Source organism: Parvivirga hydrogeniphila (assembly GCF_023371205.1).
Lineage (GTDB): Bacteria > Actinomycetota > Coriobacteriia > Anaerosomatales > Anaerosomataceae > Parvivirga > Parvivirga hydrogeniphila.
The window spans coordinates 296270-310552 of record NZ_JAMCCO010000002.1; the positions used below are offsets into that span (position 1 = coordinate 296270).

At 68.7% G+C, this 14283-nt stretch carries 11 protein-coding genes and 1 riboswitch; of the genes, 1 reads left to right on the forward strand and 10 read right to left on the reverse strand.

Going from position 1 to position 14283, the window contains the following annotated elements; translation table 11 throughout:
- Positions 1 to 42 precede the first annotated feature (42 nt).
- A riboswitch (cyclic di-GMP riboswitch) is annotated at positions 43 to 128 on the reverse strand.
- Positions 129 to 295: 167 nt separating this feature from the next.
- The 8 genes from MX659_RS07035 to MX659_RS07070 form a co-directional block, all read right to left on the reverse strand.
- Positions 296 to 1762: a cytochrome c3 family protein gene (locus tag MX659_RS07035; RefSeq protein ID WP_267192764.1), complete on the reverse strand. Its 1467-nt coding sequence runs from the start codon at positions 1760 to 1762 to the stop codon at positions 296 to 298.
- An 85-nt stretch (positions 1763 to 1847) separates the two neighbouring features.
- The gene (locus tag MX659_RS07040; RefSeq protein WP_267192765.1) at positions 1848 to 2948 is read right to left on the reverse strand and encodes an NHL repeat-containing protein; all 1101 of its coding nucleotides are present in this window, start codon (positions 2946 to 2948) and stop codon (positions 1848 to 1850) included.
- Positions 2945 to 3691: a tetratricopeptide repeat protein gene (locus tag MX659_RS07045; protein WP_267192766.1), complete on the reverse strand. Its 747-nt coding sequence runs from the start codon at positions 3689 to 3691 to the stop codon at positions 2945 to 2947. The genes MX659_RS07040 and MX659_RS07045 overlap by 4 nt, the downstream gene beginning before the upstream one ends.
- Complete coding sequence (locus MX659_RS07050) at positions 3688 to 4335, reverse strand: redox-sensing transcriptional repressor Rex (protein ID WP_267192767.1); 648 nt, start codon at positions 4333 to 4335, stop codon at positions 3688 to 3690. The genes MX659_RS07045 and MX659_RS07050 overlap by 4 nt, the downstream gene beginning before the upstream one ends.
- Entirely contained in the window at positions 4332 to 6542 is a 2211-nt protein-coding gene (locus MX659_RS07055) for an O-antigen ligase family protein (RefSeq protein WP_267192768.1), read from the reverse strand. Before MX659_RS07055 ends, MX659_RS07050 begins: the two co-directional genes overlap by 4 nt.
- Before the next feature lie 9 nt (positions 6543 to 6551).
- Positions 6552 to 7913, reverse strand: a complete 1362-nt coding sequence (locus MX659_RS07060) for a sugar transferase (RefSeq protein WP_267192769.1) — start codon at positions 7911 to 7913, stop codon at positions 6552 to 6554.
- Positions 7913 to 9031 carry a glycosyltransferase gene (locus tag MX659_RS07065; protein WP_267192770.1) on the reverse strand — a complete coding sequence of 373 codons (1119 nt, stop codon included), beginning with the start codon at positions 9029 to 9031 and terminating at the stop codon, positions 7913 to 7915. The genes MX659_RS07060 and MX659_RS07065 overlap by 1 nt, the downstream gene beginning before the upstream one ends.
- Positions 9032 to 9051: 20 nt before the next feature.
- Positions 9052 to 10452 (reverse strand): phosphohexomutase domain-containing protein, encoded by a 1401-nt coding sequence (locus tag MX659_RS07070; protein WP_267192771.1) that lies wholly within the window; start codon positions 10450 to 10452, stop codon positions 9052 to 9054.
- Positions 10453 to 10566: 114 nt separating this feature from the next.
- On the opposite strand from MX659_RS07070, the gene MX659_RS07075 reads away from it, so the two are divergent.
- Complete coding sequence (locus MX659_RS07075; protein WP_267192772.1) at positions 10567 to 12024, forward strand: mannose-1-phosphate guanylyltransferase/mannose-6-phosphate isomerase; 1458 nt, start codon at positions 10567 to 10569, stop codon at positions 12022 to 12024.
- Here the strand turns inward: MX659_RS07075 and MX659_RS07080 are convergent.
- Positions 12021 to 13139 carry a glycosyltransferase family 4 protein gene (locus MX659_RS07080; RefSeq protein WP_267192773.1) on the reverse strand — a complete coding sequence of 373 codons (1119 nt, stop codon included), beginning with the start codon at positions 13137 to 13139 and terminating at the stop codon, positions 12021 to 12023. The genes MX659_RS07075 and MX659_RS07080 overlap by 4 nt on opposite strands.
- The gene (locus MX659_RS07085) at positions 13136 to 14269 is read right to left on the reverse strand and encodes a glycosyltransferase family 4 protein (protein WP_267192774.1); all 1134 of its coding nucleotides are present in this window, start codon (positions 14267 to 14269) and stop codon (positions 13136 to 13138) included. Before MX659_RS07085 ends, MX659_RS07080 begins: the two co-directional genes overlap by 4 nt.
- Positions 14270 to 14283 lie beyond the last annotated feature (14 nt).

Sequence of the window (14283 nt, forward strand, 5' to 3'; positions counted from 1 at the left end):
GGGGCTCTTGGCTGGTCACGGCACCCATGCGCTGCCCTGCTGACAGGCATCGGCCGGTTGCGCCACCAGCTCATCGCCGCCCAAGGCGCCCAAATCACGGGCAGCGAGTCATCGCTTCCGAACCGCGCACCATCGGTGCGCCCCTCACTCCCGGAGACGCGGTACGTGAATTATGAGCGGACTCCCTCCGGCATGTCAATAGTGACGTACGTCACGAGTGACTGCGCTCGGACGGCAGCCGCCTTTCCGCTTGAACAGCGCACGAGCCGACACGCGTGCAGCACACGGTGGCTCGCTAGAAGTCGATTCCGACCCGCTTGCCCGGCACCACGCGATGGCAGATCAGGCAGTTCCCGTCCTTGGGGAAGTCGTAGTTGCGCAACATGTAGTTGTGCTGCGTCCCATGCGGATTGTGGCAGGTCGACGTGCACGTGAGCGGTCTGCGCGCCTTCACGTCGTAGTGCGTCGGCCGGACGGGATGGTTGTTCCGGTACTCGGTGGCAGACGACTCGTCGAAGTACGTCGGCGCATGGCACTGGAAACAGACCTCGGGGTTCGGCTTGATCAGCAGCGGCGCCCAGTTCGAACCGTGCGGGGTGTGGCAGCGCACGCACAGCGTCTGGAAGTGCGCGCTGCGATCGTACGTCGCCTGGATGGCCGCCTTGTGGCACTGGTAGCACATCGCGTTGTTTCTCGCGGAGAGCAGCGCTGGGTAGTCCGCTGCGTGCGGGTTGTGGCAGTCCGCACAGTTCAGTTCGACCGTTCCGACCGGGTGATGGCTTGGCTTCAAGAAGTCGTACTTGATGCCTGGATGGCACCGGTAGCACAGCCCGGGCTGGTATTCGATGAGAAGCGGCGTGTAGTCGGAGCCGTGCGGCTCGTGGCAGCCCGTGCAGTTGTCGTATAAGAACGGGTGGTGCTGCACCGGCTTGAGAGAGAGCGGAGCGACCGATGGGTGGCAGGTGAAGCACAGGTCGCGCTGGTTGTCCACCAGAATGCCCCGATATCCCGACGCGTGAGGATCGTGGCAGTTGAGGCACCAGCGGCCTCCTGCTGGCGGATGGACCTGCTCGCGGTTCAGCTCTCGGCCGATCGGATGGCAGGTGACGCACAGGTCGCGCTCGTCTTGCGTCAGCAGCGCGCGGAACTTCGACGCATGCGGCTCGTGGCATTCTGTGCAGCGGCCTTCCTCGAACGGCACGTGAGGGTAGTCCTCTGACAGCAGCGGCCCCATGTCGCCGTGGCACATCCAGCACAGCTCGTTCTTCGGGAGGGTCGGCTCGGAGTCCTTGCCCTTCACCTTCTTCTCGGTCTTCGAGACGACCTGCCCGCCCTGGTCCTCCCCGACCTTGCTCTCGCCGGTCGAGAAGACGTCGAGCACCACTTTGAGCGGCAGCCACTCGACGAGCGTCTTCACCCGTTGCCACACCTGCTTCGCGCCAGCGATGACCGATGTGACCTCGACGTGGCCGTGAGGCGTATGGCAGGTGGTGCAGTCCTTGCGCATGAAGGGATCGTGCACCGTCGGATACGAGAACTGCGGGATGAGCTCGGAATGGCACTGCAGACATTCGAGGTTGCGCGTGATGCGCTGTATCTGCTCGGGAGTCTTCGTCGTGTACGTCTGGACGATGGTGGTCACGCCGCAAGCCAAGAGCAGCACGAGCAGCGCAACGCCGAACGCGAGCCGGCCGCGTCGCTCGGCTGTTCGATCGCGCTGGTCCTCAGACGCAGGACCAGATGTGACCTCGGCGTCGCTCACCCACCCTCCTCAGGCGCACCGGAACCGCTCATGTGAAGTCTATCACGCGATGCCGCCTCGGCACAGCACCGCCTGACAAGGATTCCTAACGTCCCGTCAGTCTCACGCACTGCACGCGACCGTTCTCCTTATCGGCGATCACCAGGAATCCCCTGAGACGCTCGACATCGTTAGGGAAGTTGAGCTGCCCGGGCTCGGTGCCCCGTTCTCCATAGCGTGCAGTCACCGTGTGCTCTTCAGAAGAGATGCGCACGAGCTGGAAGGCGAACGAGTCGGCAACGAGCACGTCGCCGTCGGAGAGCACCGTCAGACCACGCGGAAGCTGGAGCGGTCGTGAAGAGCGGTCGTTCAGCCCCTTCGGCGGAGTCCCGACCGTCCACAGCGGTGTGCCGTCTGGGCTGAACGCGGTCACGCGCGCGTGGTTGGAGTCTGACACGTAGACCGTCCCATCTGCGCCGACCGCAAGCCCGTTCGGATGGTCGAGGTCGCCTATCTCCATCCCCGGCTTGCCCCACTGGCGGACGAACGTGCCGTCCCGCTTGAACACGAAGACCTGCCACTGGTCCGTAGCGAACACGTAGTCGCCGCTCACTGCGACGTCCGTGACGGCGATGCCGCCGCCCTCTTGGCCGGACGACCCGCGACCGACCGGCTTCGTCGGGTCAGGGAACCGCCGAAGCGGCTTTCCGTCCGGGTCGTACACCTCGATGGAGTCGTTGTAGAAGCTGGCGACGTAGACGTTGCCGTCCTCGTCCACGTCGATCCCCGCCGGGTAGTTGAGGCGTCCTGGCTTGTACGAGTACGTACCGCCCGGAACGGGCTTGGCCACACCGAAGCCGCCGAACTCGAACAGGAACCTGCCGTTCGCATCGAACACGCACACCCGGTTGTTGCCCGAGTCCGTCACGTACACGCGGCCGCTTCGCCCCACGGCCACACCCATCGGACGGTCGAAGAGCGGCTTGTCGCCTACGCCCGGCCCGTACACCTGCCACACGGGCCTGATTCCCTCCTTCGGCGGAAGCGATCCGAGCGATTCGGGCCGGCCCAGGAAGTACAGGAGATAGACGAGAAGGGCGATGAGCAGCAGGAAGAGAACCACGGCCAGCACCATGAACCACTGACGCGGCGTGAGCCGGATGCCGCGCCTGAGGGATCCCAGCGGGTTGACGCGGCGTACGCTCACTGGCTGGCCTCCAGTCTCTTCAGCCCCTCTTTCGCCTCGGTCATGTCCGGGGCGTACTTCAGCGCCGCGCGGTAGTATGCGATCGCTGCTTCGCGCTTCCCCAGCTGCTCGCTCGCATAGCCGGCGATGTACTGCAAGTCGGCGTACTGCGGCTGGCTCTTCAACACCGGCTCCACGGTGAACAGCGCCGACTTGTAGTGCTTCTGGCTCAGGTACAGCTCTCCGAGCGTCTTGGCGGCAAGCACGTGGTCGGGCGCTTCCTTCAGCACGTCCCACAGCGCTGCCTCGGCCTCTTTGGGCTTCCCTTCCGCAAGCAGGGTCACGCCGCGGTTGTACATCGCCGCCAGGTTCTTCGGGTCACGCTTCAGGACTTCTTCGTACTGCTTGAGCGCCTCGTCCCAGCGCTGTTGCTGCTGATACGCGTAGGCGAGGTTGAGACGCGCCTCGATGTCTTCGGGATCGCGCTTGACCGCGGCCTTCCACGTCTCTTCGGAGACGGTCGCGGGCGTCGCCTGCTTGCCGCGCGTGAGCACGCCACGAAGCACGAAACCGCCTGCCGCCGTGACCGCAAGCAGAAGGACGAGGACCAGCAGCGCAAGCCACCCCGGAACGAGGTCCTCCTCATGCGGGCCGTCCTCGACGCCCTCGCCCGAAGCGGCATCGGGTGCGACGTTGTCTGCGATGCTCGGCACAGCCTGGGCAACGTCCTTCGCGATGCCCTCCGTCTTGCGCGACCGCGTCACCGGGCCCCCTCCTGCTGGGAAAGCCAGAAGGACAGTATCTGCAGGTCCGTGGACAGACACACTGAACGGACGTTCACGTCGTCCGGTACGATCAGCCGCGTGGGAGCCATGTTGAGGATCGCCTTCACGCCGCCTTCGACGATGGCGTCGGCGGCGATCTGGGCGCCTTGCACCGGCGTCGTCAGGATCGCGATCTCCACCCCGAGCTTGCGCACGACCTCGGGCGCCGAATCGACGTGATAGACCTGCACGCCATGGAAGTCCTTGCCGACCTTGGCGGGGTCGATGTCGAAAAGCGCGACGATCTCGAACCCGCGCTCAGCGAATCCCGGGTAGCCGTGCAAGGCGGAGCCGAGCTTGCCATACCCGACGATGGCCACCTTGCGGCGCTCCTTCACACCCAGCAACGTCGAAAGATGCTCGATGAGCGCGGACACTTCGTACCCGATGCCGCGCGTGCCGAGCTCGCCCAGGTACGAGAAGTCCTTGCGGACCTGCGCGGGGTTCGTGCCGCACAACGCCGCAAGCCGCTCGGACTTCACGAGCGGAACGCCCAGCGCCTGCAGCTCGACAAGGCACCGCAAGTACTGCGGCAACCGCTCGACCGTGCTGGCAGGGATCTCGTCGATACGCCGTTCGCTCATCGTGTCGTCTCCTTCGCCGTGAGGCTCGCCACGACCGACTGCAGCGCCTCCTGCGCGTCCGCCCTTCCTCCAGAGAGCTGGACGGCCCGCTCGAACGCGGCCTTCGCGCCGGTAAGGTCACCGAGCAGCCGTTTCGCGTCGCCGAGCGCCATCCACGCCTCGACGTAGTTCGGGTCCTGGTCCGCGGCTTCAGCGGCCTGCATGGCCGCCTCCTCCACGTCGCCTCGCGTCATGAGCGCGAGCGCGAGCTGCACGCGGATCGCGGGTCCGAACGGCTCCACCTCGACACCCTTGCGGGCGATCTCAACAGCCTTGTCCGCGTACGTTCCGCCGAGGTAGTACGACGCTTGATTGTACAGGTTCGCGAGGAAGACGTAGTTGTCGTACTCGGTGGGCACGAAGTCGATCACCGAGAGGAACTCCCGCTCCGCCTGAGACAGGTAGTACAAGGCGCGCTCGCGCGACTGCGCGTCGCCGACGCCCTGCATCAGCTGCGAGATGAACAGGTCCTGCCACGCGAGCCCGACCTCGGTGCGGTACATGTCGTTGTAAGGGTTGAGCTTCACGGCTTTCTCGGCGTACTCCACGCGGGTCATGCCTTGAGAACCGATGCGGGCCATGAGGTACATGTTGTCGGCTCGCAAGTACACGACGTTACCGATGAACAGCGCAGCGCACACGCCGCAGACGGCCGCCGCCATCGGCACCCCGAGCGAGGGCGCCTCCACCTCACGCACGCTCGCGTGCGGCGAGAGCAGCAGCCCGAGGCTCAGCCACAGAAGCACGGTGGAGCCGGTGATGGAAAGCCCGAACGTGAGGTGCACGATGTAGCCGAGCGCCGCCGCCCAGAAGCCCGCGAGCACGAGCCGCTCCGTGCCGCTTCCCTTCACGAACACGGTCTTGAACGAGCGGGCGAGCGTCCAGAAGAAGAAGCCGTACAGCATGAGCAGCCCGGGGATCCCGATGGCCGAGGCGAGCTGAAGCGGGTAGTTGTGGACGTTGTCAGCGACCGAGAGGTAGCCAGCAGTCCCGGTGTAGGCACGCGGCTTGAACCGCGGGAAGATGAGGCGGAACGTGTCTGCGCCCCACCCGAGGACCGGCCGCTCCTTGATGGCGGCCCACGCGGCCTGCCAGATCTGGAAGCGCGTAAGCGCGCTGCCCTGCCCGAACTCGAAGATCGACTTGATGCGCGCCACCACGTTCGTTACGCCGTCGGTGGACGACAGGCTCCGGACGGTCTCGACGACCGCAAGCACCGCGCTTACGCCCACCGCGCCCCAGTCCTCGGCCGTCCACGGCACGCGAGCGACTGTGGCGGCGAGGGCGATGGCGGCGATCGCTACCGTCCCACCGATCCATGCGCCACGCACGTACGACACGAGCAGGCAGAACCCGATGAGCGCGAATGCGGCCCACCACCCTATCCTCGCCTCGCGCCGCTTCTCCGACAGCGCCAGCGAAAGCGCCACCGCCAGCGGGAAGATGAGGTAGCCGCCGAGCAGGTCTGGGTTCCCGAAGGTGGAGAACGCGCGGCGCTGCTCGAAGGGGAGGTTGCCCCACGTGGCCGGGTCGATGCCCAAGCGCTGCGCCACGCCGTAGCCGGCCACAAGGACGCCACCGATCACGAGCGAGCGCGCGAGCGAGCGGATGCGCGACGGCCGGTCGGCGAGCTGCAGCGCCAAGAAGAACCAGCCGCCGTAGGTGATGAAGGAGAGCAGGCCCTCGAACCTGCGGTACTTGCCGAAGATGGCGGTCGGCGGGTGGACGGAGGTGATCGACGTCAGCAACACCCAGCCAAGGAACACCAGCACGAGCCACTCGACGCGCGTGAAGCGCACGCGCCCGCCACGCGTGAGCACGCCCGTGAGCCACGCGGCAAGCGCGACGAGCAGGAGCGCTCGCATGGCGAAGACCTTGACGATGTCGAACTGGTCGTAGGAAAGCGGCATCGCTTTGATGCCGATGACGCTCGGATTGGCGACTGCGAGCGGCACGAGGACCACCATGAGGTGCATGCACGCCCAGGCGATCCGATCGAACGCGTCCATCGGCGCCGCGGACGCGTGCGGTGTGCCGCGCTGCGCGCTTGTGGCAGCGCCAGGCTTCGCACCTGCGGACGTCTTGTTCGCGGCACCGCGCTTCACGTCGCCAGGCGCCTTCTTGGCAGCCATGAGCTTCGCATCGGCAGGTGCCTTCTTCTTCGCCACGCGTCCTCCTTAGCGGGCCCCACGGCCGGTGAGCACGACCCGGAGCGTCTCGACGAGGATCTGCAGATCCATGAGCAGGCTTTGATGATACATGTAGATGAGGTCGAACTTCAGCTTCCGTTCAGCAGTCGTCGCATAGCTGCCGCTCACCTGCGCAAGCCCCGTCACGCCAGGCTTCACCCGGAAACGCTCGCGATAGCCGGGTATCTCCTTGAGATGCTGCTCGACGAAGAACGGCCGCTCCGGCCTGGGACCGATGAAGCTCATGTCGCCTCTGAGGATGTTGACGAGCTGCGGGAGCTCGTCGATCCGGTACCGGCGCAAGAAGCGGCCGAACGGCGTGATGCGCGGGTCGTCGTCTTCTGCGAGCACCGGGCCGGTCTGCCGCTCGGCGTCGCGGACCATCGTCCGGAACTTCACGATGCGGAAGGTGCGCAGATCCTTCCCGACGCGCTCTTGGGTGTAGAAGACCGGGCGCCCCATCGTGAGCAGGACGCCGAGCGCCGCGAACGCGAGCACGGGCGAGAGCAGCACGAGCAGCGCGAGCGCTCCGATCAGGTCGATCGCGCGCTTCGCCGCCTCGAACCATCCCGGAACGGGGCGGCCGGTGAGCTGCATGAGGGGGATGTCGCTCACCGCGCTGTCGACCGTGCCGATGAAGATCTCGTACAGATCGGGGATCACCTCGACCCGGACGTCCACCTCATCGGAAAGCGCCAACTGCTCGATGAGCTCGCGCACCGCAGGCGGGGAGGAGACGATGATGCGGTCGGCTTCGAGCTCGTGCGCCAGCCGCGCGGCGTCGCCGACCGTGCCGACCACCGGGAAGCCGGCGACCTTGGCCGGGCCGTCGGGCGTCCGGGCGAGCAGGCCGAGCACGCGCGGTCCCCAGCCCGCACGCCGCTCGAGTTCGCGCGCGAGCTCGACGGCGGCGTCGTCGGTGCCGAGGATGAGGATGCGGCTCACGGGCCAGCGGACCGGCGTGAAGCGCAGCGCCGCCAGCCGCCACGTCACGAGCACGACGAACTGCAGCACAGGCGCGATGAGGATGACGAGGCGGTTGAAGGAGAAGAACCGCGGCCCCAAGAAGAACGCCGTCGCGGCCGTCAGCAGGATGCCGAGGACCGTGGCGCGCGCGACGGCGCTGACGACCGCCCAGGTGCTTTCGGTGCGCTCGGGCTCATACAGCCCGTACACGTACCCGGCAAGCAGGTAGAACGCGGTGATCAGCGGCCACAGCGCCACGTACGGCGTGTAGTTGAAGGCGGGCGGCTGGCCGCCGTAGCGCAGGAAGAACGCGGCAACGAAGCACGCGTTCACGACCAGCGCGTCCAGAAGGACAGACAGCGCGACGAAGGCCTTTCTCGACATCACACCGCCTCCGAGACTTCGTGGTAGACCGCGAGCGTGCGCTCCACCATCATCTCGCGCGTGAACTCTGCGCGCACGCGCTCTTGCGCCTGGACGCCGAGGCGCGCACGGAGCCCGTCGTCTGCGACGAGCGTGCGCAGCGCCTCGGCGAGCGCATCTGCGTCGCCTGGCGGGACCACGAGCCCGCTCACGCCGTGCTCGTTCACGAACGGCACGCCTGTCGGCAGCGCGGTCGACACGACCGGTGTGCCGGCCGCCATCGCTTCGAGCTGCACGAGCCCGAACGCCTCAGAGCGCGCGACGCTCGGAAGGCAGAACACGTCCGCGGCCAGGTACTGCGCAACGAGCTCCTTGCGCGGAAGCGGCGGGAGGATCGTCAGGCGCGGCCCGACGCCGGTCGCGCTCGCGAGCGACCGCACCTTCGCCTCGAGAGGGCCTGAGCCGACGATCACCAGGTCTGCATCCACGCGCGCCATGGCGCGCACGAGCACGTCGACGCCCTTGTAGTAGATGAGGCGGCCGACGAACAGCACGACCGGCCGTTCGTGCCGCGCGCGGATCGCCTCGGCTTCGGACTGAAGCGACGGGTCGGCGAACTCGCCGGGGTCGATGCCGAACGGAACCACCCGGCACTTCTCCGCGACCGGCGACAGGAACGCGCTGTGCTCGACCATCTGGGGGCTCGACACGATGATGCGCCCCACGCGCGCGAGCACGCGACGCAGGAACGGCGCGTAGCCTGCGAGCAGCACGCGCTGCCTCACGATGTCGCTGTGGTAGGTGAGCACGGACGGCAGCGCAGGCGCCGCCCGCAGCCACTCCAGCTCGCCCCAGGGGTACGGCGAGTGCAGGTGCAGCAGGTCCGCGCGGCGCTCCTCCTCGCGAAGCGCACGCGCTAACCCGAACGCCACCGGAGCGGACGAGACGTTGAACGCGCGCCCGAGGCGCACCACCTCCACCCCGCCATGCGTCTCGGTCACCGTGTCGGGGGCCTCGTTCGCGACAATCGCGCGCACCGCGTGACCGCGCTCGACGAGCGCTTCTGCCAGGTCGCGCACGTGGTGCTCGATGCCTCCGAGGTGCGGCGGGTAGTGCTTGTTCAGCATCGTGATGCGCATCGGCGGGCCGCGCGTCTCCTTCAGTCGTCTTCGCCGAGCACGAGGCGCTCGCCCGCTGCGAGAAGCTCGTCCACCGCGCCGGCGTTCGGCGCCTCTGCGTAGATGCGCACGAGCGGCTCGGTGCCCGAGGTGCGGAGCAGAAGCCATGCGTCGTCCGGGAGCAGGAACTTCACGCCGTCATCGCGCACGACGGCCTTCACGGGCAGCCCCGCGATGGCGTGCGGCGCAAGCGACGGCATGCGCGCGACGAACGCGTCTTTCACCTCCTGCGCAAGCGCCAGGTCGCGCCTGAGGTACTCCATCGGACCGGTGACGGCGAGCAGGTCTTCGACGAGCTCGCCCAGACCCATGCGCCGCTGCCCCATCATCTCAGCGAGCAGGAGCGCCATGAGCAGCCCGTCACGCTCGCGCACGTGCTCGGGGATGCCGATGCCGCCGCTCTCCTCGCCGCCGATCAGCACGCCTCCTGCCACCATCTGCTCGTAGATCCACTTGAAGCCGACGGGGGTCGTGGCGACCTCCAGGCCGAGGTGCTGCGCGATCCGGTCGACGAGCACGGAGGTCGAGAGCGTCTTGACGACGCGGCCGCGCATGCCGCGGCCCTCGACGAGGTGCCGCGTGACGAGCGCGAGGATGCGGTGCGGGTTGACGAACGCGCCCGTACGGTCGCAGGCGCCGATGCGGTCGGCGTCGCCGTCGGTGGCGAAGCCCGCGTCGAACCCGCCGTCGGCCACCGCCCGGCGCATCGCGTCGACGTGCGGCGGGATGGGCTCGGGATGCAGGCCGCCGAAACCGGGGTTGCGCTCGCCGTGGATCTCCGTCACCTCGACGCCGAGCGCCGTAAGCGTCTCGGCAAGATAGCCCTGGCCCGCGCCGTACAACGGGTCGACCACGACGCGGAGCCCTGCCGCACGGACCGCTTCCCCGTCGACGAACGAGCGCAGCGCCTCCAGGTACGGTCCGACGAGATCGACCGTCTCGAAGGCGCCACGCGCATCGGGTGCCTCATCACGGAGCGCCGCCTCGACCCGGTCGGTGAATGACACGGGGCTCGCGCCGCCGTCTTCCATGCGCAGTTTGAAGCCGAGGTACTTCGCGGGGTTGTGGCTCGCGGTCAGCATGACGCCGCCCGCAGCGTCCGAGTGGGCGACCGACCAGCACAGCGCTGGCGTCGGCAGCGGACGGTCGGAGACGCGGACCTTCAGGCCGTGGGCCGCGAGCACCTCCGCGGCGGCCTGCGCGAACGCCCCGGCCTCGAACCGCGTGTCGTAGCCGACGATGATCACGCCCCCGGGGCGGTCTTCGGCGAACACGCGACCTGCCGCGTCGGCGACGCGGCGCAGGTTCTCGTACGTGAAGCCGTCAGCGATGACGGCCCGCCACCCGTCCGTCCCGAATCTGATGTCGCGCGCAGAGGGCATGACGACCTCCTCGAAGACTCGCTGGGCAACCACCGGTCCGCGCCTATTGTGCCGCATCCGGGCATCGAGCGATACCGCGAGCGCACGTCGGCGGCGACCGCTATACTTGGCCGCATGCTGACTGAAGACCGCATCCCTCACCTGCACGCTGTCGTCCTCGCGGGCGGCAGCGGCACGCGCTTCTGGCCGCTCTCGCGCGAGCTCGCTCCCAAGCAGTTCGTGTCGATCTTCGGCGGCGTGTCGCTCATCACCCGTGCAGTGGCGCGCATCGCGCCTGTCGTCGACGCGGGCGGCGTGCACGTGCTCACCAACGAGCGGCTGCTCGACGAGCTCCGCAACCACCTCTCGGCGCAACAGGCGCTCGAGGGCGTCGCGATCGACTACCTGGCGGAGCCCGTGCCGCGCAACACCGCGCCGGCGATCGCGCTCGCGGCGGCGTACCTGTCGCGGCTCGACCCCGACGCGGTGATGGTCGTGCTCCCCTCCGACCACCTGCTCGAGGACGGCGAGGTGTGGCACCGCGTGCTTCGCGTGGCCGCCCAGGTCGCCGAAGACGGACGGCTCGTCACCATCGGGCTTGAGCCTGACCGCCCGGAGACCGGCTACGGCTACATCCGCCTCGGCGCACCGCTTCCCGGTCGCGCGGAGGGCGACGTGGCGGCACACGAGGTGGCGGCGTTCGTCGAGAAGCCGGACCGCGCGACGGCCGAGCGCTACCTCGCCGACGGCGGCTACCTGTGGAACTCCGGCATGCTCGTTGCGCGCGCAGACGCGGTGTTGCGCGAGCTGGAGGCGGTCGGGGCCGGACACATCGCGAAGACCGCCCGTACGCTCGCGGCCCGCCCGCCGGCTGAGTGGGTCTCGCACGAGGCGCGCGCCCTCTTCGAGCAGCTGGAGGCAGAGCCGTTCGACACCGCGGTCCTGGAGAAGTCGAGCGCCGTGGCCGTCGTCCCTGCACGGCTCGCGTGGTCCGACGTCGGGTCGCTCGTCGCGCTCAGCATGGTCGCGCCGCCCGATGAGCGCGGCAACGTGCTCGTCGGCAACGTCGTGGACGTCGGCTCCGAGGGGCTCATCGCGTACTCTGCGGACCGCTTGGTCGCGACGCTCGGGCTGAAAGACCTCCTCGTCGTCGACACCGCAGACGCGACGCTCGTCGCGCCGAAGGACCGTGCGCAAGACGTGCGCCTCGTGGTGGACGCGCTTAAAGCGCGCGGCGCCAAAGAGGTCGTCGAGCCGCGCTCGTCGCTCCGCCCGTGGGGGTCCTGGACGCTGCTCGTGAAAGGCGCGGGCTTCCAGGTGAAGACGATCGAGGTGCTCCCCCACCGCCGGCTCTCGCTGCAGAGCCACGCGCACCGGAGCGAGCACTGGGTGGTCGTCGCAGGCGAGGCGCTCGTGGAGCGTGACGGCGAGACCGTCTCGCTTCGCCCCGGCGAAAGCGCGTTCATCCCCGTCGGCATGCGGCACCGGCTCACGAACGCCGGGGACGCGCCGCTCAAGATCGTGGAGATCGCCGTCGGCGACTACCTCGGCGAGGACGACATCGTCCGCTACGAGGACGACTGGGCGCGCTAGGCCCGGCCGGCCGCCAGCCGGCGGTACAGCGCAAGGTGCCGCTCCACCGAGTCCGCCGCCTGGAAGCGGTCGATCGCCGCGAGCCGCCCGCGCTCGCCTGCCGCTGACGCGAACGCCGGGTCGGCAAGCAGCCGCAGCACCGCGTCGGCGAGCGCGTCGGTGTCGCGCGTCGGGACGACCAGCGCCTCGACGCCGTCATCGAGCAGGCCGGCGACGCCCGGAACCGCCGTCACGACCGTCGGGCGGCCGAGTGCGAGCGCTTCGAGCAGCGGCGTCGGCACCCCCGGCTCCGCGAGCGGGAACACGCACACGTCCAGCCGCGCGAGCACGGCAGGAACGCTCGGTACGGGCGCCACGAGGTCGATCCTGCCGTCGCGCACGGCCGCGTGCAAGGTATGGCGTGCCAGCCCTTCCCCTGCGACCACCACGCATGCGCCCGGGTGCTGCGCCTTGATGCGCGGCGCGATCGCTGCCAACGCCATGAGGCCGCGGCTGCGCGAGAGCGCACCCGCGTACCCCACGAGCGGACAGCCGTCGGGGAGCTCCACGTCGACGTCGGCCTCTTCGAGCACACGCGCGATGCGGACGCTCGGCGGATCCAGCACCACGCGATCGCGCGGAACGCCTGCGGCGACCGCCCGCTCCGCCATCTCAGGCGCGTCCACCACGAACGCATCCAGACGCGGCAGCGTGTCGCGGTCAAGCCGCTGGCGGATCCAGGTGTCGAACACGCCCGTCCCGCGCGGCGGCCACGACGAGCAGGTTGCTGACGACACGATCGCCACCGGCAGGTCGGACGCCGCCCACCGCGTGACGACGTCGGCCTCGTAGCCGGTGGTGTGCACGATCGCCGGGCGGTAGCGCAGCAGGTACTTCCGCAGGCGAGAGCGCGTGCGGACGAGGTTGAAGCGGTCGAGCCGGTACGGCGCGACAGTGACGCCCCGGGCCCGCGCTTCGCCTTCGACCGGCGCCCGAAGCGCGCACACCAGGTGCACGTGCGCGCCGTGCGCGAGAAGCGTCTCCATCACGCGCAGCCAGCGCCGCTCGATCCGGCCGAGGGTGCGACCGGCGTGCGAGGTCACGAACACGAGCGTGATGCCGGAAAGAGAGGTCATGGCGCTTCTCCTGAGAGGAGCGACCTGTACAGCTCGCTGTACCTGTCCACCAAGCGATCCACCGCGAACTGCTGCGCGAACGGCGGTCCTGCCTGCGCCAGTCGAGCTGCGAGCATGCGATCATCCAACACGCGCTCAACGGCATCTGCGAGCGCATCGGCGTCCTCCGGAGACACAAGCACGCCTGCGCCGCTCTCTCGGATCAGGTCTCTGAGACCGCCGACCTCGGTCGCGACGACCGGTGTCCCTACGGCCATCGCCTCGAGCGCCACCAGCGAAAAGGCTTCCGAGCGCGACGGTATCACGAGCACGTCCAGGGCACGCACGAACGCTGGGGGATTCGCAACCGTCTGCAGCGCAACCGCTCGACCGGCGCAGGTGTCTCGAAGCCGCCGGGACACCTCGCCTCCCATCGTGCCTGACCCCGCCATCGCGAATCGCAGATCAGCCCGTCGCCGCGCAAGTCGCTCGCACGCGGCGACGAACAGGTCCGGGCCCTTCACCCGCTCCAGCCGCCCGAGGAACCCCACGAGCGGTCCCTCGCCACCAGGCAGGCCATCGACCGACTCCGTGGAACGGGATACGACGTCGTCGATGTCGATGGCGTTGTGGATGACGCGCACGCCCGAAGCCGGCACCAGCCGCGCTTGCTCAAGCGCTCTGGCGACGGCACCCGAGACAGCGACGAGAGCATCCACCCGTCCGAGCGTGGCGCGGTCGACGAAACGGCGCGCTGCGAGCTCCACGCGCGACCCGGACTCGTGCAACGAAGCGTCCGGCATCACGTGGACCGTGTTGACCACGACCGGCGCTGCCGCGCGCTTCGCACGCCGAGCGACGATGTTCGTCAAGAAACCGGTACCGTGCACCACCTGGCATCCGGTGCGCGCGAGGACCCCCCTGATCGCGCGATGGCCCACCACGAGGTCTCGCGCCGCGAATGCGCGCTCGTGCACGGCAGCGCCGGCGGCGCGTGCCTCGTCGGCGAGCAGCGACGGCGGGCACGCGACGTGGACCTCGAACCCGCGCGCGCTCAGGCCGCGGACCAAGTACAGGGTCTGAACCTCGCCACCGCCCATCCCCTCGCCGGAGAACGCGTTGAGCAGCAGAATGCGGGTGCTTCCGTGCACGGCAGCGCCACCCT